The organism is Pseudomonas sp. MPB03, from assembly GCF_046605385.1.
GTDB classification, from domain to species: Bacteria; Pseudomonadota; Gammaproteobacteria; order Pseudomonadales; family Pseudomonadaceae; genus Aquipseudomonas; species Aquipseudomonas zanjanensis.
Genome location: NZ_CP176770.1, coordinates 6,339,872 through 6,363,284 on the forward strand (window position 1 = coordinate 6,339,872; position 23,413 = coordinate 6,363,284).

The window sequence follows — 23,413 nt, forward strand, 5'->3', positions numbered from 1 at the left end:
CTTGCTCGCGATGGCCATGGATCATTCAACATAGATGTCGGCCGACAGCCCGCCATCGCGAGCAAGCTCGCTCCCACAGGGTTTTGTTGGTGAACGGGCCATTTGTACTCATTACCACAGGGGAGATCTGGGTCATTCTCAGGCATTTCCTGCACATCCCCAGCTTGTCAGTTCGCCCCTGCGCCGCCACACTAGCGCCTATGAAAAACGTCAGCCCCACCTACCTCAAGCATCACTTCCTGATTGCCATGCCGCACATGGCCGATCCGAACTTTGCCCACACCTTGACCTATATCGTCGAGCACACGGCCAATGGGGCCATGGGGCTGGTGGTCAATCGGCCGCAGGAGCTGAACCTGGCGGACATTCTCGAGCAGTTGCGGCCCGAGGTGGAACCGCCACTCTTGTGCCAGCACGTGCCGATTTTTATCGGCGGCCCGGTGCAGACCGATCGCGGTTTCGTGCTCCATCCGTCGGGCCCCAAATTCCAGGCGACGGTGGACCTGGACGGTTTATCGCTGTCCACCTCCCAGGACGTGCTGTTCGCCATCGCCGATGGCGTCGGCCCGGCGAAAAGCCTGATCGCCCTCGGCTATGCCGGCTGGGAACCCGGGCAACTGGAAGCCGAACTGGCGGATAACGCCTGGCTGACCTGCCCGTTCGACGCCGACATCCTGTTCAACACCAGCAGCGAACTGCGCCTGGAAGCGGCGGCCAGCCGGTTGGGGGTCAACCTCAGCCTGCTCACCAGCCAGGCAGGACACGCCTGATGGCCCTGCGCTTGCTGCTGGGCTTCGATTACGGCACCAAACAGATCGGCGTAGCGGTCGGCCAGGTCATTACCGGCCAGGCCCGCGAGTTGTGCACCTTGAAGGCGCAGAATGGCGTGCCGGACTGGAACCAGGTCGAAGCGCTGATCAAGGAGTGGAAACCCGATGCCGTGGTGGTCGGCCTGCCCCTGAACATGGACGGCACGCCCAGCGACATGTGCCTGCGGGCCGAAAAATTCGCCCGCCGGCTCAACGGCCGCTACAACCTGCCCTTCTATACCCATGACGAGCGCCTGACCACCTTCGAGGCCAAGGGCGAGCGCCTGGTGCGCGGCGGACAGAAAGGCAGTTACCGCGACAACCCGGTGGACGCCATCGCCGCCGCCCTGCTGCTGCAAGGCTGGCTCGACGCCAACGCCGCCCTGTTCGAAACCTGATTTTTTGAAAGCGCCGCCAAGGCGCTTTCTTTTAGCGATAAACCGAGTCACGAACACCGACCCGGAAACTGAAGGAGCCAGCATGAGCCTGCCCAATCCTGCCGAACTGATCAGCCAGATGGCGATTCGTCTCACGGCACACCTGGAACAACGCGGCATCAGCGAACCGCGCTACATCGGCATTCGCACCGGTGGCGTCTGGGTCGCCCAGGCCTTGCTCCAAGCACTGGGCAGCCAGTCGCCGCTGGGCACCCTCGATGTGTCCTTCTACCGTGACGACTTCAGCCAGAACGGCCTGCACCCGCAGGTACGCCCCTCGGCGCTGCCGTTCGAGATCGAAGGCCAGCACCTGGTGCTGATCGACGACGTGCTGATGAGCGGCCGGACCATCCGCGCCGCCATGAACGAACTGTTCGACTACGGTCGCCCGGCCAGCGTGACGTTGGTGTGCCTGCTGGACCTGGACGCCGCCGAGCTGCCGATCCGACCGAACGTGGTCGGCGCGACGCTGACGCTGGCCGCCCACGAGCGGGTCAAGCTCTCCGGGCCGTCGCCGCTGCAACTCGAACTGCAAGACCTTGCCCTTTAACTGCCCTTGTAAGAGTCCATCGCGATGACGCCTCTCGAAACCAAGCGCCCGCTGCAGCTCAACGATCAGGGCCAGCTGCGCCACTTCCTGTCCCTCGACGGCCTGCGCCGCGAGCTGCTGACGGAAATCCTCGACACCGCCGACTCGTTCCTCGAAGTCGGCGCCCGGGCGGTGAAAAAAGTCCCGTTGCTGCGCGGCAAGACCGTGTGCAACGTGTTCTTCGAAAACTCCACCCGCACCCGCACCACCTTCGAACTGGCGGCCCAGCGGTTGTCGGCGGACGTGATCACCCTCAACGTGTCCACGTCCTCGGCGAGCAAGGGCGAAACCCTGCTCGACACCCTGCGCAACCTCGAGGCCATGGCCGCCGACATGTTCGTCGTGCGCCACGGCGACTCCGGCGCGGCGCACTTCATTGCCGAACATGTGTGCCCGCAAGTGGCGATCATCAACGGCGGCGACGGCCGTCACGCCCACCCGACCCAGGGCATGCTCGACATGCTGACCATCCGTCGGCACAAGGGCAGCTTCGAGAACCTGTCCGTAGCGATCGTCGGCGACATCCTGCACTCGCGGGTGGCCCGCTCGAACATGCTGGCCCTCAAGACCCTCGGTTGCCCGGACATCCGCGTGATCGCGCCGAAAACCCTGCTGCCCATCGGCGTCGAGCAATACGGCGTGAAGGTCTACACCGACATGACCGAAGGCCTGAAGGATGTGGACGTGGTGATCATGCTGCGCCTGCAACGCGAGCGCATGACCGGCGGCCTGCTGCCCAGCGAAGGCGAGTTCTACCGCCTGTTCGGTCTGACCACGGCGCGCCTGGCCGGGGCCAAGCCGGACGCCATCGTCATGCACCCGGGGCCGATCAACCGCGGCGTGGAGATCGAGTCGGCGGTGGCCGACGGGCCGCACTCGGTGATTCTCAACCAGGTGACCTACGGCATCGCCATCCGCATGGCCGTGCTGTCCATGGCCATGAGCGGACAAACGGCCCAGCGCCAATTCGACCAGGAGAACGCCCAGTGAAGCTCAGCATTCTCGGCGCACGCGTGATCGATCCAGCCAGCGGCCTGGATCAAGTGACTGACATTCATATCGATGCCTGCAAGATCGTCGCCCTTGGCACGGCGCCGACAGGTTTCGTCGCCGCCGAAATCCTCGACGCCCAAGGCCTGGTGGCCGCGCCCGGCCTGGTGGATCTGAACGTTGCCCTGCGCGAACCGGGCTACAGCCGCAAAGGCAGCATCATCAGCGAAACCCGCGCCGCCGCTGCCGGTGGCGTGACCAGCCTGTGCTGCCCGCCGCAGACCAAACCGGTGCTGGACACCTCGGCCGTGGCCGAACTGATCCTCGACCGCGCCCGTGAGGCCGGCAACACCAAGGTCTTCCCGATCGGGGCCCTGAGCAAAGGCCTGGAAGGCGAACAACTGGCCGAGCTCATCGCCCTGCGTGACGCCGGGTGCGTGGCGTTCGGCAATGGCCTGAACAGTTTCCGCAACACCCGTACCCTGTGCCGCGCCCTGGAATACGCGGCGACTTTCGGCCTGACGGTGATCTTCAACTCCCAGGATCACGACCTGGCCGAAGGTGGCCTCGCCCATGAAGGCCCGACCGCCAGCTTCCTCGGCCTGCCGGGCATCCCGGAAACCGCCGAGACCGTGGCCCTGGCTCGGGACCTGCTGTTGGTGGAACAAAGCGGCGTGCGCGCTCACTTCAGCCAACTGACCAGTGCCCGCGGCGCCGCATTGATCGCCCAGGCCCAGGCCCGCGGCTTGCCGGTGACCGCCGACGTCGCGCTGTACCAGTTGATTCTCACCGACGAAGCGCTGATCGATTTCAACAGCGTCTACCACGTCCAGCCGCCGCTGCGCACCCGCGCCGACCGCGATGGCTTGCGCGAGGCGGTGAAATCCGGGGTGATCTCGGCCATCTCCAGCCATCACCAACCCCACGAGCGCGATGCCAAGCTGGCTCCGTTCGGCGCCACCGAACCAGGCATCAGCAGCGTCGAACTGCTGCTGTCGCTGGCCCTGACGCTGGTGGAAGACGGTTTGCTGGATTTGCCGACCTTGCTGGCGCGCCTGAGCGCCGGCCCGGCCCAGGCGCTGCAACTGCCGGCGGGGAAACTCGCGGTGGGCGCCGCGGCGGACCTGGTGCTGTTCGACCCCGCCGCCTCCACCGTGGCCGGCGAAGCCTGGCGTTCCAAGGGCGACAATTGCCCGTTCCTCGGCCACAGCCTGCCGGGCGTGGTGCGTTATACGCTGATGGATGGGCGGATTACCCACCAGGCCTGAAAAACCGCGCCGCTCCTATCGCGAGCAAGCTCGCTCCCACAGGGGATCTTCGGTGAACACAGGATATGTGAACACCTCCGATTCAATGTGGGAGCGAGCTTGCTCGCGATGCAGGCGACTCGGTCTTAGTGAAAAGCCCCACGCTTCTGCGCATTCCGAATCGACACCTGATCATTCAGCGTCCAGAAGTCATACAGCACCCCAAGGAAAAACACCCCACCGGTGAGCAGGTAGAGGATCCCGCTGAGCCACTTGCCCTGATACATCCGGTGTACGCCCAGCACCCCTAGGAACGTCAGCAGAATCCAAGCCACGCTGTACTCGATGGGCCCGGGGGTGAAACGCAGGTCCGCTTCGCGGTCCATGGCCGGGATCAGGAACAGGTCGATCAACCAACCGATGCCCAGCAGGCCGAAGGTGAAAAACCAGATCGTGCCCGTGACCGGCTTGCCGTAATAGAAACGGTGAGCGCCGGTAAAACCCAAAATCCACAGCAGATACCCGATGACTTTGCTGTGGGTATCGCGGATTGCGTCCTGCTGATAGCTGTTCATGAATGCCTCTTTTGCCTCGATAGAAAAATTTGTTCTGACTTTTTGTGACTTTTTTGTGTCTCGCCGACAAGCGGTCCTGGACGACTCGGACCGAGGAAACGCCCGTGGTACCGGGCTTCTGTCGGACAATCAAGTCAAATTGCCGCAGTGGTGCAGGGTTTACGCTGGGTTTCGGATCGACAAACGGCCTCGGAATGGCAAAAAAAGCTGTTATAAAGTTGCGCGCTAACCTTTATGAGCCCTGCCTAATGCGTCCATTTTTCAAGACATGGCTAACCATTTGCCTATTATTGCCACTGGCCGCCCACGCCACCAATCGTGAGCAACGTCTTCCCAACGTCAACGGCTACACCCCGAAATCCCATGTTTCTGCTCCTTCGAACAAGAACAAGCAGGGCGTCCAGCGCGTGAGCACCGCTCACGGTCGCCTGGTGCCACCCATGGCGACCAAGACGACCAGCAACGTGCTGAGCCGCGCCGTGAATGTCCTCGGCACACCTTATCGTTGGGGCGGCAGCAGCCCAAGTAAAGGTTTCGATTGCAGTGGCTTGGTGAAATACGCGTTCAACGACGCCACGTTCGACCTGCCGCGCACCTCCAACGCCATGGCTGCCGGTCATGGCGAGAAAGTCGAGCGCAAGGACCTCAAGCCCGGCGACCTGATTTTCTTCAAGCTCAAGAGCCGCCGCGTCAACCACGTGGCCATCTACCTGGGCAACGACCGTTTCATCCACGCCCCGCGCCGTGGCAAGTCGGTGACCATCGACACGCTGAACAAGCCGTACTGGAACACCCATTACGTGGTCGCCAAGCGAGTGCTGCCGAAAGAACCGGGCGCGATGCGCGTGGTTCAGCGCTGATCCGAATAGCTCGCATGGCCCTGTGGCGAGGGAGCTTGCTCCCGCTGGGCTCTGTAGGAGCTGGCGAAGCCTGCGATCTTTTGATCTTTCGCTTGAGATTCAAGTGTCTGGGGAAAGATCGCAGCCTCGTTTCACTCGACAGCTCCTACATAGCTCCTACGGTCGCAACCCAGCGGGAGCAAGCTCCCTCGCCACAAAAGCGGTACTGCCTCCTACCCTAGAAATTATCCGGCGTACGCGCCCGCTCCCGGGCATGTTCGCGGCTGATCAGCCCCTTGTTCACCAAATCTTTCAAACACATGTCCAGCGTCTGCATCCCCAGCGAGCCGCCGGTTTGGATGGACGAGTACATCTGCGCCACCTTGTCTTCCCGGATCAGGTTCCGAATGGCCGAGGTCCCCAGCATGATTTCATGGGCCGCGACCCGGCCGCCGCCGATCTTCTTGATCAGCGTCTGGGAAATCACCGCTTGCAACGACTCCGACAACATCGAGCGAACCATGGACTTCTCGTCGCCGGGGAACACGTCCACCACCCGGTCGATGGTCTTGGCCGCCGACGTGGTGTGCAGGGTGCCGAACACCAGGTGCCCGGTTTCGGCGGCGGTCAGCGCCAGGCGGATGGTTTCCAGGTCGCGCATCTCGCCCACCAGGATCACGTCCGGGTCCTCCCGCAAGGCTGAACGCAGGGCCGTGGAGAAGCCTTGGGTGTCGCGGTGCACCTCGCGCTGGTTGATCAGGCATTTGCGCGGTTCGTGAACGAATTCGATAGGGTCTTCGATGGTGAGGATGTGATGGTGCTTGTGGCTGTTGAGGTGGTCGATCATCGCCGCCAGGGTAGTGGACTTGCCTGAGCCGGTCGGCCCGGTCACCAGCACCAGCCCGCGAGGCGCCTCGGTGATTTTGCGAAACACTTCGCCCATCCCCAGGTCTTCCATGGTCAGGACTTTCGATGGAATGGTCCGGAACACCGCCCCCGCGCCGCGATTCTGGTTGAAGGCGTTGACCCGAAACCGCGCGACGCCCGGCACGTCGAAGGAAAAGTCGGTTTCCAGAAACTTTTCGTAATCCACCCGCTGCCGGTCGTTCATGATGTCGTAGATCAATTCATGGACCTGCTTGTGGTCCAGCGCCGGCAGGTTGATCCGCCGTACGTCACCATCCACGCGGATCATCGGCGGCAGCCCGGCGGACAGGTGCAGGTCCGACGCCCCCTGTTTGGCGCTGAAGGCCAGCAGTTCAGTGATATCCATAGCGCTCCTCAATTCCAGTAGAATGCCGCGAACCTCACCGCTGGCGCTCCTTTATGTCCACGATAGCAGACAACATTGCTCAGGTTAGTTCGCGTATCCGCACTGCGGAGCAGACCGCCCAACGTGCCGAAGGCAGCGTCCAACTGCTGGCCGTGAGCAAGACCAAGCCCGCCCAGGCCCTGCGTGAAGCCTATGCCGCCGGCCTGCGGGACTTCGGCGAAAACTACCTGCAAGAGGCCTTGGGCAAACAGGTCGAATTGATCGACCTGCCCTTGATCTGGCACTTCATCGGCCCCATTCAATCGAACAAGACGCGTGCTATCGCCGAACACTTCGATTGGGTGCATTCCGTGGATCGCTTGAAAATTGCACAGCGCCTGTCCGAGCAGCGCCCGGCCGAATTGCCGCCGCTGAACATCTGCATCCAGGTCAATGTCAGCGGTGAAGCCAGCAAATCCGGCTGCACCCCGGCGGACCTGCCCGCCCTAGCGAGTGCCATCAGCGCATTGCCGCGCCTGAAGCTGCGTGGGCTGATGGCAATTCCCGAACCCACCGATGACCGCACCGCCCAGGATGCGGCCTTCGCAGCCGTTCAACGCCTGCAAGCCAGCCTGGCCCTGCCGCTGGACACACTTTCCATGGGCATGAGCCACGACCTTGAGTCGGCCATCGCCCAAGGCGCCACCTGGGTGCGCATCGGCACTGCCCTGTTTGGCGCCCGCGACTACGGTCACTCCTGAACCATGGCCGACTCATCTCTTTATAAGGACCTGTCATGAGCAACACGCGTATTGCTTTCATCGGCGCCGGCAACATGGCCGCCAGCCTGATCGGCGGCCTGCGGGCCAAGGGTCTGGACGCTTCTCTGATCCGCGCCAGCGATCCAGGTGAAGAGACCCGCACCCGAGTCAGCGCCGAGCACGGCATCGAGACCTTTGCCGACAACGCCCAGGCCATCGACGGCGCGGACGTCATCGTGCTGGCGGTCAAGCCGCAAGCGATGAAAACCGTCTGTGAAGCCCTGCGCACAAGCCTCAAGCCCCATCAACTGGTGGTGTCGATTGCAGCGGGTATCACCTGCGCCAGCATGAACAACTGGCTCGGCGAGCAGCCGATCGTACGTTGCATGCCCAACACCCCGGCGCTGCTGCGCCAGGGTGTCAGCGGCCTGTTCGCCACCGAACAGGTGAGCGCCGAGCAACGCCAGCAGGCCGAAACGCTGCTGTCGGCGGTGGGCCTGGCCCTGTGGCTGGACACCGAACAGCAATTGGACGCCGTCACCGCCGTCTCCGGCTCGGGCCCGGCGTACTTCTTCCTGCTGATCGAAGCCATGACCGCCGCTGGCGAGAAGCTGGGCCTGAGCCGGGAAACCGCCGCCCAGCTGACCTTGCAGACCGCCCTCGGTGCCGCGCACATGGCGGTTTCCAGCGACGTCGATGCGGCCGAGCTGCGCCGCCGCGTGACTTCGCCGGCCGGCACCACCGAAGCGGCCATCAAATCGTTCCAGGCCGGGGGCTTCGAAGCCCTGGTGGAAAAAGCACTCGGCGCCGCCGCGCACCGCTCGGCCGAAATGGCCGAACAACTGGGCCAATAAGGAGCCATTCATGATTGGATTGAACACTGCAGCGGTCTACGTGCTGCAAACCCTCGGCAGCCTGTACCTGCTGATCGTGCTGCTGCGCTTCGTGCTGCAACTGGTGCGCGCCAACTTCTACAACCCCCTGTGCCAGTTCATCGTCAAGGCCACCCAGCCGCTGCTCAAGCCGCTGCGCCGGATCATCCCGAGCCTGTTCGGCCTGGACATGTCGTCGCTGGTCCTGGCGATCCTGGTGCAATTGGCACTGATGGCCCTGACCTTGCTGCTGACCTACGGCACCACCGGCAACCCGCTGCAACTGCTGATCTGGTCGATCATTGGCGTGACCGCGCTGTTCCTGAAGATTTTCTTCTTCGCCATGATCATCAGCGTGATCCTGTCGTGGGTCGCGCCGGGCAGCCATAACCCGGGTGCCGAACTGGTGAACCAGATCTGCGAGCCGGCCCTGGCACCGTTCCGCCGCATCGTGCCGAACCTCGGCGGCCTGGACATCTCGCCGATCCTGGCGTTCATGGTACTCAAGCTGATCGACATGCTGGTGATCAATAACCTGGCGGCGATGACCATGATGCCGGAGATCCTGCGGTTGCTGATCTAAAGCACGCTGCAGCTTTTCCTGTGGCGAGGGAGCTTGCTCCCGCTGGGCTCTGTAGGAGCTGGCGAAGCCTGCGATCTTTTGATCTTGATCTTGATCTTTCGCTCACGACTCAATTGTCAGGGGAAAGATCGCAGCCTCGTTGCACTCGGCAGCTCCTACACAGCTCCTACGGGGCCGCTTCGCGCTGGAGCGCCAGCCCGCCCCAGCGGGAGCAAGCTCCCTCGCCACAGATTGATCCGGTCACCACAGGGTTTGCATCAGCGGACAATCAGCGCCGCCGTTTGCTTGCCGCTAACCCCAGCGGTCTTTAGACTTACGCCTCATTTCAACGCGAGCAGGGTCGATGCCAGCTGCCTTTCCCCCCGATTCCGTTGGTCTGGTGACGCCGCAAACGGCGCATTTCAGCGAGCCCCTGGCCCTGGCCTGCGGCCGTTCGTTGCCAGCCTATGACCTGATCTACGAAACCTACGGCACCCTCAACGCCACGGCGAGCAATGCCGTGTTGATTTGCCACGCCTTGTCGGGGCATCACCATGCCGCCGGCTACCACAGCATCGACGACCGCAAGCCCGGCTGGTGGGACAGTTGCATTGGCCCGGGCAAGCCCATCGACACCAGCAGGTTCTTCGTGGTCAGCCTGAACAACCTCGGCGGCTGCAACGGCTCCACCGGCCCCAGCAGCCTCAACCCGGACACCGGCAAGCCCTTCGGCGCCGATTTCCCGGTGCTGACCGTGGAAGATTGGGTCCACAGCCAGGCGCGCCTGGCCGACCGCCTCGGCATCGGCCAGTGGGCGGCAGTGATCGGCGGCAGCCTGGGCGGCATGCAGGCCCTGCAATGGACCATCACCTATCCGGACCGCGTGCGCCACTGCCTGGCAATCGCCTCGGCGCCCAAGCTGTCGGCGCAGAACATCGCCTTCAACGAAGTGGCGCGCCAGGCGATCCTCACCGACCCGGAATTCCACGGCGGTTCGTTCCAGGAACACGGTGTGATCCCCAAGCGCGGGCTGATGCTGGCGCGCATGGTCGGGCACATCACCTACCTGTCCGACGACTCCATGGGCGAGAAATTCGGCCGTGGTCTCAAGAGCGAGAAGCTCAACTACGACTTCCACAGCGTCGAGTTCCAGGTCGAGAGCTACCTGCGCTACCAGGGCGAAGAGTTCTCCGGGCGTTTCGACGCCAACACCTACCTGTTGATGACCAAGGCGCTGGACTACTTCGATCCGGCGGCCAACTTCGACGATAACCTGGCGAAAACCTTCGCCAATGCCACCGCCAAGTTCTGTGTGATGTCGTTCACCACCGACTGGCGCTTCTCCCCGGCGCGCTCGCGGGAGCTGGTGGATGCGCTGATGGCCGCGCGCAAGGACGTCTGCTACCTGGAAATCGACGCACCCCAGGGCCACGACGCCTTTTTGATCCCGATCCCGCGCTACCTGCAGGCGTTCGGCAACTACATGAACCGTATAACGCTGTGAGGACGCCATGAGAGCCGATCTGGACATCATCCAGGAATGGATCCCCGCCGGCAGCCGCGTGCTCGACCTGGGCTGCGGCAATGGCGAACTGCTGACCTGGCTGCGGGACAACAAGCAAGTCACCGGCTACGGCCTGGAAAACGACCCGGACAACATTGCCGAGTGCGTCGCCAAGGGCATCAACGTCATCGAGCAGGACCTGGACAAGGGCCTGGGCAACTTCGCCAGCAACAGCTTCGACATCGTGGTCATGACCCAGGCCCTGCAAGCGGTGCACTACCCGGACAAGATCCTCGACGAAATGCTGCGGGTCGGACGCCAGTGCATCATCACCTTCCCCAACTTCGGCCACTGGCGCTGCCGCTGGTACCTGGCGAGCAAGGGCCGCATGCCGGTCTCGGATTTCCTGCCCTACACCTGGTACAACACGCCGAACATCCACTTCTGCACCTTCAAGGATTTCGAAGCGCTGTGCCACGAACGTGAAGCCAAGGTCATCGACCGCCTGGCCGTGGACCAGCAGCACCGCCACGGGTGGGCCAGCAAGCTATGGCCTAATCTGTTAGGGGAAATAGGCATCTATCGGGTCAGCAGCCCAGGCCTGGCCGATCATCAGGTCGCGGTGTGAGCCCCGGCCTCACCAGGAGCACGACATGAAACGTCTAGCGTTGTTTTTGATCACCGCTTGCCTGAGCGTTGGCGCCATGGCCGCCGACGCCATCAAGGCCGAGCGCAAGGAAGTGTTCGGTGACGTCACCGTGCACTACAACACGTTCAACTCCACCTTCTTGACTCCCGAGATCGCCAAGGGCGCCGAGCTGATCCGCAGCAAGAACCAGGGCGTGATCAATGTGTCGGTGATCAAGGATGGCAAGCCCTTGATGGCCCAAGTCAGCGGCACGGTGAAAGACCTCACCAGCCAGAGCATCCAGCTGCAATTCAAGCAGGTGATCGAGCAAGGCGCGATCTACTACATCGCCCAGTATCCGGTGCCCCAGCAGGAAAACCGCATCTTCGAGATCAAGGTGCAGACCGGCGACAAGATCAACACCCTCAACTTCAACCAGGAACTGTTCCCGGGCCAATGATCAACCTTACCCAACTCGTGCTGGCCAGCCACAACGCCGGCAAACTCAAGGAACTGCAGGCCATGCTCGGCGGGTCGGTGCAGTTGCGCTCCATCGGCGAATTCAGCCAGGTGGAACCGGAGGAGACTGGCCTGTCGTTCGTCGAGAACGCCATCCTCAAGGCCCGCAATGCCGCGCGTATCTCCGGTCTGCCGGCGCTGGCCGACGATTCCGGGCTGGCCGTGGATTTCCTCGGCGGTGCGCCGGGCATTTACTCGGCCCGTTACGCTGACGGCAAAGGTGACGCGGCGAACAACGCCAAGCTGCTCGACGCCCTCAAGGACGTGCCCGAAGCCGAGCGCGGCGCGCAGTTCGTCTGTGTGCTGGCCCTGGTCCGCCACGCCGACGATCCGTTGCCGATCCTCTGCGAGGGCCTGTGGCACGGGCGCATTCTCACCGAGGCCAGCGGCGAGCACGGTTTTGGCTACGACCCGTTGTTCTGGGTGCCGGAGCGCAATTGCTCCAGCGCCGAGCTGGGGCCGGTGGAAAAAAACCAACTGAGCCACCGCGCCCGCGCCATGGCCCTGCTGCGTCAACGCCTGGGCCTGCAATGATCGATGACACTCCCGCACCGCTGATTCATGGCGGTGTCCAAACGCCTCGGGCGCCGCTGCCGGTGCTGCCGCCCCTGGCGTTGTACGTCCACATCCCGTGGTGCGTGCGTAAATGCCCGTATTGCGACTTCAACTCCCACACCGCCAGCCCGCAGTTGCCGGAAGAAGAGTATGTCGACGCCCTGCTGGCCGACCTCGACCAGGACCTGCACGCGGTTTACGGTCGCCCGCTGAGCTCGATCTTTTTCGGTGGCGGCACCCCGAGCCTGTTCAGTGCCCAGGCCCTAGGCCGGTTGCTCAAGGGTGTCGAGGCGCGGATACCGTTCGCCCAGGACATTGAAATCACCCTGGAAGCCAATCCCGGCACGTTCGAGCAGGAAAAGTTCGTCGCTTACCGGGCGCTGGGCATCAATCGTCTCTCCATTGGCATCCAGAGCTTCCAGCAGGCCAAGCTCGAGGCCCTGGGCCGGATCCATAACGGTGACGAGGCGGTGCGCGCCGCCGGCATGGCCCGCCAGGCCGGGTTCGACAATTTCAACCTGGACCTGATGCATGGGCTGCCCGACCAGTCCCTCGACGACGCCTTGAGCGACCTGCGCCAGGCCATCGCCTTGAAGCCGACCCACCTGTCCTGGTACCAATTGACGCTGGAGCCGAACACAGTGTTCTGGAACCAGCCGCCGACCTTGCCCGAAGACGACACGCTGTGGGACATCCAGGAAGCCGGGCAGGCCTTGCTGGCCGAACACGGCTACGCCCAATACGAAGTCTCGGCCTACGCCCAGCCCGGTCGGGCGGCGCGGCATAACCTCAATTACTGGAGTTTCGGCGACTTCATCGGCATCGGTGCCGGCGCCCACGGCAAGCTCAGCCATCCGGACGGGCGCATCGTGCGCACCTGGAAGACCCGCCTGCCCAAGGACTACCTCAACCCGGCCAAAAGCTTCCAGGCCGGCGAGAAAACCTTGGCCAATGAAGAACTGCCGTTCGAGTTCCTGATGAACGCCCTGCGCCTGACCGCAGGCGTGGAAGCGCAGCTGTACCCGGAGCGCACCGGGCTGCCACTTGAAAGCCTGGCCGAAGGCCGGCGCGAGGCCGAACAAAGCGGGTTGTTGCAGGTCGAACCGACACGTCTGGCGGCCACCGAGCGCGGACAGCTGTTTCTCAATGACTTGCTGCAGACATTTCTGAGCTGATCAACACAAGGAAATCGAATGGATCTGGTACTCGACCTGCTGGCCACCGTGTCCCGCTGGAGCCGCAGCAACCTGTCGGAAATCTCCCTGGCATTGGTAGGCTGTTTGCTGGTGCTGTTTGGTGCCGACATCAAGGGCTGGGTCGAACAGCGCCTGGGCAGCATCGCCGGCGCCTTGCGCGTGCCCTTGATCGCCCTGCTGTGCATGATCGGCAGCGGCGCGGCGCTGATCTATGCCACACCATGGATCGTCAGGGGCTTGAGCCAGTTCAACAACTACAGCCTGGCGCCGGTGTTGTTGGTGGTGCTGGTGTTGATCGGAGTGGTGGCTGACCGCCGCTGATCCAGCCGCAACCAAAAACAACTGTGGGAGCGAGCTTGCTCGCGATAGCGGTGTAACAGTCAACATTGATGTTGAATGTCATGCCCTCATCGCGAGCAAGCTCGCTCCCACAGGGGATCCCATTTCACCATGGGTCTTTTGGTGTTTACGCCAATTTCTCGAACTTCAAATCCCACACCCCATGCCCAAGCCGTTCGCCACGGCGCTCGAACTTGGTGATCGGCCGTTCGGCCGGACGCGGCACGCACTTGCCGTCTTCAGCCAGGTTGCGATAACCCGGGGCGACGTTCATCACTTCCAGCATGTACTCGGCGTAGGGCTCCCAGTCGGTGGCCATGTGCAGCACCCCGCCGACCTTCAACTTGCTACGCACCAGCTCAGCGAACGACGCCTGGACGATCCGGCGCTTATGGTGACGGCTTTTGTGCCAGGGATCCGGGAAGAACAGCATCAGCCGATCGAGACTGTTATCGGCCACGCAGCGGTTGAGCACTTCGATGGCGTCGCAATCGTAGACCCGCAGGTTGGTCAACCCTTGGGTCAGCACGCCATTGAGCAGCGCACCGACGCCTGGACGGTGGACTTCCACACCAATGAAATCCTGCTCAGGTGAAGCGGCGGCCATCTCCAACAACGAGTGGCCCATGCCAAAGCCGATTTCCAGCGAGCGCGGGGCCGAGCGGCCGAAGACCTGGTCAAAATCCACCGGCGCATCGGCCAGGGGCAGGACAAACAGTGGCGCGCCTTGCTCCAGGCCACGCTGCTGGCCTTCAGTCATGCGCCCGGCGCGCATCACGAAACTCTTGATGCGGCGGTGCTGGCGCTCTTCGCCTTCTTCCGGCAGGACCGGCGTGTCGTTCGATTCAGTCATCAATGGCTCTTACTTGATCAGACCATCCAGCGGCGAGGAGGCGCTGGCGTAAAGTTTTTTCGGCATGCGCCCGGCCAGGTACGCCAGGCGACCGGCGACGATGGCGTGTTTCATGGCTTCGGCCATCAGGATCGGCTGCTGGGCGTGGGCGATGGCCGAGTTCATCAGCACCGCTTCGCAACCCAGTTCCATGGCAATGGTGGCGTCGGAGGCGGTACCGACACCGGCATCCACCAACACCGGGATCTTGGCTTCTTCCAGGATGATCTGCAGGTTGTACGGGTTGCAGATCCCCAGGCCAGTGCCGATCAGGCCAGCCAGTGGCATGACCGCGATGCAGCCGATTTCCGCCAGTTGACGGGCGATGATCGGGTCGTCGCTGGTGTAGACCATCACGTCGAAACCTTCCTTGACCAGGGTCTCGGCGGCCTTGAGGGTTTCGATCACGTTGGGGAACAAGGTCTTCTGGTCCGCCAGCACTTCCAGCTTCACCAGGTTGTGGCCGTCGAGCAGCTCACGGGCCAGGCGGCAGGTGCGCACGGCCTCGATGGCGTCGAAGCAGCCGGCGGTGTTCGGCAGGATGGTGTAGCGATCCGGCGGCAGGATATCCAGCAGGTTCGGTTCGCCCGGGTTCTGGCCGATGTTGGTCCGGCGCACGGCGACGGTCACGATCTCGGCGCCCGAGGCCTCGATGGCCAGGCGGGTTTCTTCCATGTCGCGGTATTTGCCGGTGCCTACCAGCAAGCGCGACTGGTAGGTACGACCGGCCAGGACGAAGGGCTTGTCGCTACGAACGATGCTCATGGGAAATCCTCTGTTGGGGTGAGGTTCTTGCGAAAGGCTGCGAAATCGAGGCGACTAGCCGCCGCCGATGGCATGGACCACTTCGACGCTGTCGCCATCGTTCAACGTGGTTTCGGCATGCTGGCTGCGCGGGACGATATCCAGATTGAGTTCCACCGCGACGCGGCGTCCGGTGAGTTCCAGACGGGTCAGCAGGGCCGCAACGGTTTCACCGTCGGGCAGTTCAAGGGGGTCGCCGTTCAACTGAATGCGCATGCCGGATGCCGCCATCATTTTTAGGGGCTGGCATTCTAGCCCGATCAGTCTGGGCGACCCAAGCCATTCGTCATGAAATGGACTTGCTGGTCAGCCCAGCCGCCAGGCGGCAAGCCCGGAACAATCCGGAAACAACTCCAGGGTTCAAGCACTCGTCCAAGCCTCCTATATTCGTTGCCTTGCGCTAGACCTGATCGAATAACGCGTGTGAGGAGCCTGTGTCCAACCTCCATCCAACGCCGAATAACCCCGCCATCGACGGCCTGCGCGCCGTCGCGGTCCTGAGCGTGATCGTTTTCCACGCGGACTTCCTGAACGTACTGCCCGGTGGATTTACCGGCGTCGACATCTTTTTCGTCATTTCCGGCTACGTGATCAGCCAGTCGCTGTCCGCTCATGCCCACCGCAGCTTTCCCGCCTTCCTGATGGATTTTTATCGCCGCCGGTTCCTGCGCATCGTGCCCGCGCTGCTCTTGGTTCTTCTGGTTTGTAGCCTGCTTTCGGCGATGTTCCTGCCCCAAGCCTGGCTCAGCCAGCAGAATGACCGTACCGGGCTGGCCGCCTTCTTCGGCCTGAGCAATTTTGTGCTGGCCTGGAACACCGACACCTACTTCGCCCCGTCCACCCTGCTCAACCCCTACACCCATACCTGGACCTTGGCGGTGGAAGAGCAGTTCTACCTGATCTTTCCATTGATCTATTTCATCTGGTTGCGCTACCGGCAATACAGCCGGCTCGCCTGGGCCTTGCTGCCCCTGCTGGCACTGGCATCGCTGGCGTTCAGCGCCCTGCAGACCCGGGGGAATCCGGTCGAGGCGTTCTACCTGTTGCCCAGTCGATTCTGGGAACTGGCCGCCGGCGCGACGCTTTTCCAGTTGATGGCAACGGGGCGCTTCACGCTGCATTCAGCGGCCGCAAACCGGGTCGTGCTGCTCGCGGGCTTCGCGCTGGTCACTGGCGGACTGTTCCTCGCCGATAAAAACCAGTTTCCCTTCCCTTGGGCGCTGCTGACGGTTTGCGGCACTGTGCTGATCCTCACCGCCCTGGCCCAGAAAACCGTCGATCACTTCCTGCCCCTGCGCCTGCTGCAATCGGCGCCCGTCGTCTATGTCGGCAAACTGTCCTACTCGTTGTACCTGTGGCACTGGCCGGTGCTGGTGTTCCTGCGCTGGACCACGGGCCTGGAGCAACTGGCGGTACAGTTGGCCTACCCGCTGATCGTCATGGCGCTTGCCGCGGCGTCCTACCACTGGGTCGAGACACCCATGCGCAATGGCCACTCGCTGTTCCAACGCCGCGCCTGGATCACGATTGCCTCTTGCCTGGCAGCCATCGGCCTGGGCTGGTCCGGCGCACGCTGGGTCAGCGAAAACCCCCAGGCCCTTTCACTCAGCCAGACACGGGATACCTACACCTGGTTCTCCAGGCGGCTGCCACAACGCTCCGTCGACGAACCCGCCCAGAACCCACCCTTGCAGGGCCGCCAATTGTTCGTGATCGGCGACTCTCACGCGGCGGCCTATCGCACCATGCTCAGCCTCGCATCACGGCAACTCGGCTTCAAGGTTCGGGAATATGAACGCGGCGGCTGCGCGGTGGTCAGCCTCATGGCGCCCGACCCGCAAGGTGCCTGCGCCCGAGCTCGGGAAAAGGCCCTGAGCGACATCGAAGCACGGGCAAGACCCGGTGACATTGTGTTCCTGGCGTCGCTGCGAATGCCGGAGCTGGCTGGGCGCGACTGGGCTCGCAGCGAAGAGGAAGCATGGGGGGAAGCCCTTTCCGAGCTGACGTCCGAACAGATTGAAGGCGCCCGGATTGCCGCCGAAGCGGTGCTGACACGCTTGATGGCCGCCAAGGTGCGGGTACTGATCAATGCGCCCATGCCTCTGTTCAAGGCGCCGCCCTATCGCTGTTCGGACTGGTTCAACCGGATGAATCCCATCTGCACCCCGGGATTCACCATTGCGCGGCAACACATCGAGCAACTGCGAACGGCGCAAATGACCCTGCTCGATCATTTGACCGGCCAGTATCCGACGCTGCTTGTCTGGGACCCGCTCCCCCTGTTGTGCCCAGGCGTAACCTGTTCTGCCTACGACGATGATAAACCACTCTTCCGCGATGCCGATCACTTGAGCGGGCACGGCAACCGCGTCCTTGCGCCGTCCTTCACACAAACGTTGCTCAATGGCTGGAAGAACGCCAGCTGACCTCTACCGTCAATTCAGGCGCCAGGCGGCAAGGCCCAGGCACAACCAGCCGATCAGGAACGCTACGCCGCCGAACGGGGTGATAATGCCCAGCTTGCTGATACCCGTGAGTGTCAACAGGTACAGGCTGCCGGAGAACAACAGGATGCCAACCACAAATGAAATCCCGGCCCAGGTGACGATGCGACCGGGAATATGCGTGGCCAGCAGCGCAACGCCCAGCAACGCCAGGGTGTGGACCAACTGGTAGGTGACGCCGGTGTGGAAAATCGCCAGGTAATCGGCGCTCAGGCGGTTTTTCAGGCCATGGGCGGCAAATGCTCCCAAGGCGACGCCGGTGAAGCCGAAAAAAGCCGCCAGCATCAGAAAGCTACGCAACATGGGAACTCCAGTCAGACTCGGTGGGCAGGGTCTGTATAATGGCCCGCTCGACGGGTTCGGCCAAGCCATCTCTATGCTGCGTACATTGTTTCGACGATTCCTTAAAGCCCTGCTCTGGTTCGCCGTCGGCAGCGTTGTGCTTGTGCTGCTGTTTCGCGTGGTGCCGCCACCGTTCACCGCGCTGATGATCGAGCGCAAGGTTGAATCCTGGTTCAACGGCGAGCCGATCGACCTGCAGCGCGACTGGCAACCTTGGGAGCAGATATCCGACAGCCTCAAGGTTGCGGTAATTGCTGGCGAAGACCAGAAATTCCCCGAACACTGGGGCTTCGACATCGGTGCGATCCAGGCCGCCTTCGCCCACAATGGCCGTGGCGGTTCGATTCGCGGCGCCAGCACCCTCAGCCAACAAGTCTCGAAAAACCTGTTCCTGTGGTCGGGCCGCAGCTGGCTGCGCAAAGGCCTGGAGGCCTGGTTCACCGCACTGATCGAAGTGTTCTGGCCCAAGCAGCGGATCCTCGAGGTGTACCTCAATAGCGTGGAGTGGGACGACGGCGTGTTTGGAGCGGAAGCGGCGGCGCGGCATCATTTTCGCGTGGGCGCGGGGGCATTGTCCCGGCAACAGGCCAGCCTGTTGGCGGCGGTGTTGCCCAACCCGCGCAAATGGAGCGCAAGCCGGCCGAGCCCCTACGTGCTACGGCGGGCGGGTTGGATTCGCCAGCAGATGAGCCAGTTGGGGGGCGCCGGTTATTTGCTGGAGCTCGATCGGGCGCGGCGGGCGCCTTGGGCGCAGTAGCAGCACTGAATACCCCTGTGGCAGCGAGCTTGCTCGCGATGACAATTGAGCACTCAGCAGAGATGTCGACTGACCCACCGCCATCGCGAGCAAGCTCGCTCCCACAAGGGACCCGGGTCGAATCCAACACCGCGCACAAACAAAAACGCCCCGATCATCACTGATCGGGGCGTTTTTTATTGTCGCTATCGCAGGTCAAGCCGCGATCGAGACCTTGAGCTTGTTCATCGCGCTCTTCTCAAGCTGGCGAATCCGCTCGGCCGACACGTTGTACTTCTGCGCCAGGTCGTGCAGCGTGGCTTTTTCCTCGGCCAGCCAGCGCTGGTAGAGGATGTCGCGGCTGCGCTCGTCCAGCACTTCCAGTGCTTCGTGCAGGTTGGTGTTGGAGTTGTCGCTCCAGTCGGCGTCTTCCAGTTGACGCGCCGGGTCGTAGCGGTGGTCTTCCAGGTAGTTGGCCGGCGATTGGAAAGCGCTGTCGTCGTCCGCTTCAGCGGCCGGGTCGAAGGCCATGTCATGGCCGGTCAGGCGGCTTTCCATCTCGCGCACTTCCCGAGGCTCCACGCCCAGGCTTTCGGCAACGCGATGGACTTCCTCGTTGTTCAGCCAGGCCAGACGCTTCTTCTGGCTGCGCAGGTTGAAGAACAGTTTGCGCTGGGCCTTGGTGGTCGCGACTTTCACGATGCGCCAGTTACGCAAGATGAACTCGTGGATTTCCGCCTTGATCCAGTGCACGGCAAACGACACCAGGCGTACACCCATTTCCGGGTTGAAACGCTTGACCGCCTTCATCAGGCCAACGTTGCCTTCCTGGATCAGGTCGGCCTGGGCCAGCCCGTAGCCGGAATAGCTGCGGGCGATATGTACGACAAAACGCAGGTGGGCGAGCACCATCTGCCGAGCCGCCTCAAGATCCTGCTCATAGTAGAGACTCTCGGCCAGTTCACGCTCCTGCTCGGGGGTCAGCAGCGGGATGCTGTTGACCGTGTGCACATAGGCCTCCAGGTTCGCACCCGGGACCAGAGCATAAGCAGGTTGCAAAGAAGTGGTCATACGAAAAAACCTCCAACTTACATAACTCGTGCAGTTCAGCACTGCGAAAATTGACCGGGAACCGTAGGACAAGTTCCCACAAAAACCGAAAGGTCAATACGCGCAAAAAACACTATTTTGGCGCAAGCTCACGCAAGTGGCGTGCGACCGCAATCCATGCACCGATATAACCCAACAGCACCGCGCCAAGCAAGAGCGACAGACCGTCGGCGACTGGCACTCCGGCCAGCGAGAAATCACTGCCGTACAAACCGGCCAGCCCCACTACCGCATCGTTCAGCCAGTCCAGGCCAAACGCCAATACGCCCCAAGACAGAATGCCGGCACCGAAGCCATACAGCGCCCCCATATAAAGGAAGGGCCTGCGTACATAACTGTCCGTACCGCCGACGAGTTTAATCACTTCTATCTCGGTGCGGCGGTTTTCAATATGAAGACGAATGGTATTGCCTATCACCAAAAGTAATGCAGAAACCAGCAGCACTGTCAGACCGAAGACAAACCGGTCGCCCAGCTTGAGGATCGCCGCCAGACGCTCGACCCAGACTAGATCAAGTTGCGCCTGTTGTACCTTCGGCAACTCGGAAAGTCTTTGTCTTAATGCTTCAAGGGCCGGCTTGTCGACCTCGTTCGGCGTCACCAGCACCACGCCTGGCAGCGGATTCTCCGGCAATTCCTTGAGGGCATCGCCCAGGCCGGACTGCTGTTGGAACTCTTCAAGCGCCTGCTCGCGCCCGATGTATTCGGCATCGGACACGCCTGGCATGGCCTTGATTTGCTCACGCAACGCCTGGCCTTCACCAGGGCTGGCGTCCATCTGCAGGTACAGGGAAACCTGAGCGGCGCGCTGCCAGGAACCGCCGAGGCGCTCCACATTATTTAGCAATAATGACAGCCCCATGGGCAGGCTCAAGGCAACCGCCATCACCATGCAGGTAAAGAAGCTGCCGATGGGCTGCTTGCCCAGGCGCCGCAGGCTGTCCAGCAAACTGGCGCGATGGCTTTCGATCCAGGCGCGCAGCAGCGTGGCGAAGTCCGGGCCGTCGTCATCGTCGCGCTTTTTCTTTTGCGGCTGCGGATCGGAGGCCTTCGGGGCCACGCGTTCGGCCACTTTCGGGCTGCGAGTAGCACTCATGCGCCGGCCTCCCCGTCACCGATCAGTCGACCGCGTTGCAAGGTGAGCATGCGGTGACGCATGCGTGCGATCAGGGCCAGGTCGTGACTGGCGATCAGCACGCTGGTGCCCAGGCGGTTGATGTCTTCGAACACACCCATGATTTCCGCCGCCAGGCGCGGATCGAGGTTACCGGTGGGTTCGTCCGCCAGCAGCAAGGCCGGGCGATGGACGATGGCGCGGGCGATGCCGACGCGCTGTTGCTGGCCGGTGGACAGGTCGCCTGGGTACAGGTCGGTCTTGTCCGACAGGGCCACGCGCTCCAGGGCCGAATCCACGCGTTTGATGATCTCGGCCTTGGACAAGCCGAGGATCTGCAACGGCAACGCCACGTTGTTGAACACCGTGCGGTCGAACAGTAATTGGTGATTCTGGAACACCACGCCGATCTGCCGCCGCAGATAGGGGATCTGGGCATTGCTGATGGTGCTCAGGTCCTGGCCGGCCAGCAGCAGTTTGCCAGTGGACGGTCGTTCCATCGCCAGCAACAGGCGCAGCAGGGTACTTTTACCGGCGCCGGAATGGCCGGTGACAAACAGAAACTCGCCCCGACGGACCCGAAAGCTCAGCTCATGCAAGCCGACGTGACCGTTCGGATAGCGTTTACCGACCTGTTCGAAACGAATCATGAATGCTCCCGCTCGGCAAACAGTGCCTGGACAAAGGGCTCGGCTTCAAAGGTGCGCAAATCGTCGATGCCTTCGCCCACGCCGATGTAGCGAATGGGCAGGCCGAACTGCTTGGCCAGGGCGAAGATCACCCCGCCCTTGGCCGTGCCGTCGAGCTTGGTCAGGGCCAGCCCGGTCAGTTCGACGGTCTGGTTGAATTGCTTGGCCTGGTTGATGGCGTTCTGGCCGGTACCGGCGTCCAGCACCAGCAGCACTTCGTGGGGCGCGTCGGCGTCGAGCTTGCCGATCACCCGGCGCACCTTTTTCAATTCTTCCATCAGGTTGTCTTTGGTGTGCAAGCGACCGGCAGTGTCGGCGATCAGCACATCGATGCCACGGGCCTTGGCCGCTTGTACGGCGTCAAAGATCACCGAGGCGGAGTCGGCACCGGTGTGCTGGGCGATCACCGGGATCTTGTTGCGCTCGCCCCACACTTGCAGCTGTTCGACCGCGGCGGCGCGGAAGGTGTCGCCCGCGGCGAGCATGACTTTCTTGCCTTCGAGCTGCAGCTTCTTGGCCAGCTTGCCGATGGTGGTGGTCTTGCCGGCGCCGTTGACGCCAACGACCAGGATCACGAACGGCTTGTTCTGCGAGGCAACGACCAGGGGTTTTTCCACCGGCTTGAGCAGGCTGGTCAGTTCGCCTTGCAGGGATTTGTACAGGGCATCGGCATCGGTCAACTGCTTGCGCGCGACCTTCTGGGTCAGGCTCTGGATGATCACCGACGTGGCCTCGACACCGACATCGGCGGTCAGCAGGCGGGTTTCGATGTCTTCCAGCAATTCGTCATCGATGACTTTCTTGCCCAGGAACAGGCTGGCCATGCCTTCGCCGATGCTGGCGCTGGTCTTGGACAGGCCCTGCTTGAGGCGGGCGAAGAAGCCGACCTTGTTTTCTTCGGCCGTGCGTGGCGGCTCGGCCGGAGTCGGAACCACAGCCGGAGCAGGCTCTGGCTCAGGAACGGGTTGAGGCGCGGCGGGCGTAATGACGGACACTGGCGCTTCGGCAACCGGCGTCTCGACCGGCTTCTCGACAGGTTGCATCGTTGCCGGAATCGGTGGCGGGGTATGCGCAGCCTCGCCCTCGACCAGCGCAACCGGTTCTTCCGCCACCGGCAAGGTCAGCCAAGGGGTTTGCCCGGCCGGCGGGGTCAGCGGCTGTTCGGCCACTGGCTCAGGCGCGGCTTCAGGCTCAGGCTCGACCGGCTGCAGCACCGGCTCGGCGATCGGCAGGACGATGGGCGCGGCCTCTTCGGCCACTGTCTCGGCGGCGGGCTCAGGCAGCGCTTCTGGCTGTTCGACGACGGTTTCCTGCGGCTTCTTGCGCAGCCATCCGAACAGGCTTTTTTTCTCGCCAGCCGCAGCTGGGGTCTTCTTGTCGTCGTTGGAACCAAACATGGAGGACGGCTATCTCACGGTAGCGACGCGCCACGAGGGCGCCTCGGTGATAAATATTCGATGCTGAACAGACTGCGTTTCATCCAGCTTGTTCACGCGCAACATTTTGTCGAAGCGTCCCCAGGACGCCTCAAAGTCGATTTTTTCGAAG

Annotated in this window: 27 protein-coding genes; 17 read left to right on the forward strand and 10 right to left on the reverse strand. The window is 62.6% G+C overall.

What is annotated here, in order from left to right; translation table 11 throughout:
• Positions 1-200 precede the first annotated feature (200 nt).
• The 5 genes from ACLH0I_RS27695 (at position 201) to ACLH0I_RS27715 (ending at position 4,093) form a co-directional block, all read left to right on the forward strand.
• Positions 201-770 (forward strand): YqgE/AlgH family protein, encoded by a 570-nt coding sequence (locus ACLH0I_RS27695; RefSeq protein WP_186710357.1) that lies wholly within the window; start codon positions 201-203, stop codon positions 768-770.
• Positions 770-1,207 (forward strand): Holliday junction resolvase RuvX, encoded by a 438-nt coding sequence (ruvX, locus tag ACLH0I_RS27700; RefSeq protein WP_003177497.1) that lies wholly within the window; start codon positions 770-772, stop codon positions 1,205-1,207. The genes ACLH0I_RS27695 and ruvX overlap by 1 nt, the downstream gene beginning before the upstream one ends.
• Before the next feature lie 82 nt (positions 1,208-1,289).
• Positions 1,290-1,796, forward strand: coding sequence for a bifunctional pyr operon transcriptional regulator/uracil phosphoribosyltransferase PyrR (gene pyrR / locus ACLH0I_RS27705; RefSeq protein WP_250963768.1), 507 nt, complete (start codon positions 1,290-1,292; stop codon positions 1,794-1,796).
• Positions 1,797-1,820: 24 nt separating this feature from the next.
• A complete protein-coding gene (locus ACLH0I_RS27710) occupies positions 1,821-2,825 on the forward strand; it encodes an aspartate carbamoyltransferase catalytic subunit (protein ID WP_003177495.1) in 1,005 nt (334 codons plus the stop codon).
• A complete protein-coding gene (locus tag ACLH0I_RS27715) occupies positions 2,822-4,093 on the forward strand; it encodes a dihydroorotase (RefSeq protein ID WP_411385878.1) in 1,272 nt (423 codons plus the stop codon). The genes ACLH0I_RS27710 and ACLH0I_RS27715 overlap by 4 nt, the downstream gene beginning before the upstream one ends.
• 125 nt (positions 4,094-4,218) lie before the next feature.
• Here the strand turns inward: ACLH0I_RS27715 and ACLH0I_RS27720 are convergent, their stop codons facing one another.
• Positions 4,219-4,647, reverse strand: a complete 429-nt coding sequence (locus ACLH0I_RS27720) for a TM2 domain-containing protein (RefSeq protein ID WP_186710353.1) — start codon at positions 4,645-4,647, stop codon at positions 4,219-4,221.
• A gap of 248 nt (positions 4,648-4,895) precedes the next feature.
• Between ACLH0I_RS27720 and ACLH0I_RS27725 the strand changes: the two genes are divergently transcribed.
• Positions 4,896-5,507, forward strand: coding sequence for a C40 family peptidase (locus tag ACLH0I_RS27725; protein ID WP_411385879.1), 612 nt, complete (start codon positions 4,896-4,898; stop codon positions 5,505-5,507).
• A 217-nt stretch (positions 5,508-5,724) separates the two neighbouring features.
• Here the strand turns inward: ACLH0I_RS27725 and ACLH0I_RS27730 are convergent, their stop codons facing one another.
• The gene (locus tag ACLH0I_RS27730) at positions 5,725-6,759 is read right to left on the reverse strand and encodes a type IV pilus twitching motility protein PilT (RefSeq protein ID WP_053126225.1); all 1,035 of its coding nucleotides are present in this window, start codon (positions 6,757-6,759) and stop codon (positions 5,725-5,727) included.
• 53 nt (positions 6,760-6,812) lie between these two features.
• Between ACLH0I_RS27730 and ACLH0I_RS27735 the strand changes: the two genes are divergently transcribed.
• From ACLH0I_RS27735 to ACLH0I_RS27775, 9 genes are all read left to right on the forward strand, one after another.
• Positions 6,813-7,499, forward strand: a complete 687-nt coding sequence (locus ACLH0I_RS27735) for a YggS family pyridoxal phosphate-dependent enzyme (protein WP_250963764.1) — start codon at positions 6,813-6,815, stop codon at positions 7,497-7,499.
• A gap of 35 nt (positions 7,500-7,534) precedes the next feature.
• Positions 7,535-8,353, forward strand: a complete 819-nt coding sequence (gene proC / locus ACLH0I_RS27740) for a pyrroline-5-carboxylate reductase (protein ID WP_411385880.1) — start codon at positions 7,535-7,537, stop codon at positions 8,351-8,353.
• A 10-nt stretch (positions 8,354-8,363) separates the two neighbouring features.
• On the forward strand, positions 8,364-8,954 hold the full coding sequence (locus tag ACLH0I_RS27745; RefSeq protein ID WP_072405911.1) for a YggT family protein: 591 nt from the start codon (positions 8,364-8,366) through the stop codon (positions 8,952-8,954).
• Between the two features lie 343 nt (positions 8,955-9,297).
• On the forward strand, positions 9,298-10,437 hold the full coding sequence (metX, locus tag ACLH0I_RS27750; RefSeq protein WP_411385881.1) for a homoserine O-succinyltransferase MetX: 1,140 nt from the start codon (positions 9,298-9,300) through the stop codon (positions 10,435-10,437).
• Positions 10,438-10,444: 7 nt separating this feature from the next.
• Complete coding sequence (gene metW, locus ACLH0I_RS27755) at positions 10,445-11,065, forward strand: methionine biosynthesis protein MetW (protein ID WP_053126236.1); 621 nt, start codon at positions 10,445-10,447, stop codon at positions 11,063-11,065.
• 25 nt (positions 11,066-11,090) lie between these two features.
• Positions 11,091-11,525: a DUF4426 domain-containing protein gene (locus tag ACLH0I_RS27760; protein WP_250963761.1), complete on the forward strand. Its 435-nt coding sequence runs from the start codon at positions 11,091-11,093 to the stop codon at positions 11,523-11,525.
• Positions 11,522-12,118, forward strand: a complete 597-nt coding sequence (gene rdgB, locus ACLH0I_RS27765; protein WP_250963760.1) for an RdgB/HAM1 family non-canonical purine NTP pyrophosphatase — start codon at positions 11,522-11,524, stop codon at positions 12,116-12,118. Before ACLH0I_RS27760 ends, rdgB begins: the two co-directional genes overlap by 4 nt.
• Positions 12,115-13,314, forward strand: coding sequence for a radical SAM family heme chaperone HemW (gene hemW, locus ACLH0I_RS27770; protein WP_411385882.1), 1,200 nt, complete (start codon positions 12,115-12,117; stop codon positions 13,312-13,314). Before rdgB ends, hemW begins: the two co-directional genes overlap by 4 nt.
• Positions 13,315-13,332: 18 nt before the next feature.
• On the forward strand, positions 13,333-13,656 hold the full coding sequence (locus ACLH0I_RS27775; RefSeq protein ID WP_014340681.1) for a DUF3392 domain-containing protein: 324 nt from the start codon (positions 13,333-13,335) through the stop codon (positions 13,654-13,656).
• 145 nt (positions 13,657-13,801) lie between these two features.
• Here ACLH0I_RS27775 and trmB read toward each other — a convergent pair whose 3' ends face one another.
• Genes trmB through thiS form a run of 3 tightly spaced genes read right to left on the reverse strand, consistent with a single transcriptional unit; the run spans position 13,802 to position 15,586 of the window.
• Positions 13,802-14,527, reverse strand: a complete 726-nt coding sequence (gene trmB / locus ACLH0I_RS27780; RefSeq protein ID WP_018609495.1) for a tRNA (guanosine(46)-N7)-methyltransferase TrmB — start codon at positions 14,525-14,527, stop codon at positions 13,802-13,804.
• 9 nt (positions 14,528-14,536) lie between these two features.
• Complete coding sequence (locus ACLH0I_RS27785; RefSeq protein ID WP_003177480.1) at positions 14,537-15,331, reverse strand: thiazole synthase; 795 nt, start codon at positions 15,329-15,331, stop codon at positions 14,537-14,539.
• Positions 15,332-15,385: 54 nt separating this feature from the next.
• On the reverse strand, positions 15,386-15,586 hold the full coding sequence (gene thiS / locus ACLH0I_RS27790; RefSeq protein WP_250963756.1) for a sulfur carrier protein ThiS: 201 nt from the start codon (positions 15,584-15,586) through the stop codon (positions 15,386-15,388).
• A 218-nt stretch (positions 15,587-15,804) separates the two neighbouring features.
• Between thiS and ACLH0I_RS27795 the strand changes: the two genes are divergently transcribed.
• The gene (locus ACLH0I_RS27795; RefSeq protein WP_411385883.1) at positions 15,805-17,796 is read left to right on the forward strand and encodes an acyltransferase family protein; all 1,992 of its coding nucleotides are present in this window, start codon (positions 15,805-15,807) and stop codon (positions 17,794-17,796) included.
• Between the two features lie 9 nt (positions 17,797-17,805).
• On the opposite strand, the gene ACLH0I_RS27800 is transcribed toward ACLH0I_RS27795, so the two are convergent.
• Positions 17,806-18,177 (reverse strand): DUF423 domain-containing protein, encoded by a 372-nt coding sequence (locus ACLH0I_RS27800; RefSeq protein ID WP_250964322.1) that lies wholly within the window; start codon positions 18,175-18,177, stop codon positions 17,806-17,808.
• Positions 18,178-18,250: 73 nt separating this feature from the next.
• Between ACLH0I_RS27800 and mtgA the strand changes: the two genes are divergently transcribed.
• Positions 18,251-18,973 (forward strand): monofunctional biosynthetic peptidoglycan transglycosylase, encoded by a 723-nt coding sequence (gene mtgA, locus ACLH0I_RS27805; protein ID WP_411385884.1) that lies wholly within the window; start codon positions 18,251-18,253, stop codon positions 18,971-18,973.
• 195 nt (positions 18,974-19,168) lie between these two features.
• Here the strand turns inward: mtgA and rpoH are convergent, their stop codons facing one another.
• The 4 genes from rpoH to ftsY form a co-directional block, all read right to left on the reverse strand.
• Positions 19,169-20,023, reverse strand: coding sequence for an RNA polymerase sigma factor RpoH (rpoH, locus tag ACLH0I_RS27810; protein ID WP_003177476.1), 855 nt, complete (start codon positions 20,021-20,023; stop codon positions 19,169-19,171).
• Positions 20,024-20,135: 112 nt separating this feature from the next.
• Complete coding sequence (ftsX, locus tag ACLH0I_RS27815; protein WP_250964324.1) at positions 20,136-21,158, reverse strand: permease-like cell division protein FtsX; 1,023 nt, start codon at positions 21,156-21,158, stop codon at positions 20,136-20,138.
• Positions 21,155-21,826 carry a cell division ATP-binding protein FtsE gene (ftsE, locus tag ACLH0I_RS27820; RefSeq protein WP_060740190.1) on the reverse strand — a complete coding sequence of 224 codons (672 nt, stop codon included), beginning with the start codon at positions 21,824-21,826 and terminating at the stop codon, positions 21,155-21,157. Before ftsE ends, ftsX begins: the two co-directional genes overlap by 4 nt.
• On the reverse strand, positions 21,823-23,262 hold the full coding sequence (gene ftsY / locus ACLH0I_RS27825) for a signal recognition particle-docking protein FtsY (protein WP_411385885.1): 1,440 nt from the start codon (positions 23,260-23,262) through the stop codon (positions 21,823-21,825). The genes ftsE and ftsY overlap by 4 nt, the downstream gene beginning before the upstream one ends.
• Between the last annotated feature and the right edge of the window lie 151 nt (positions 23,263-23,413).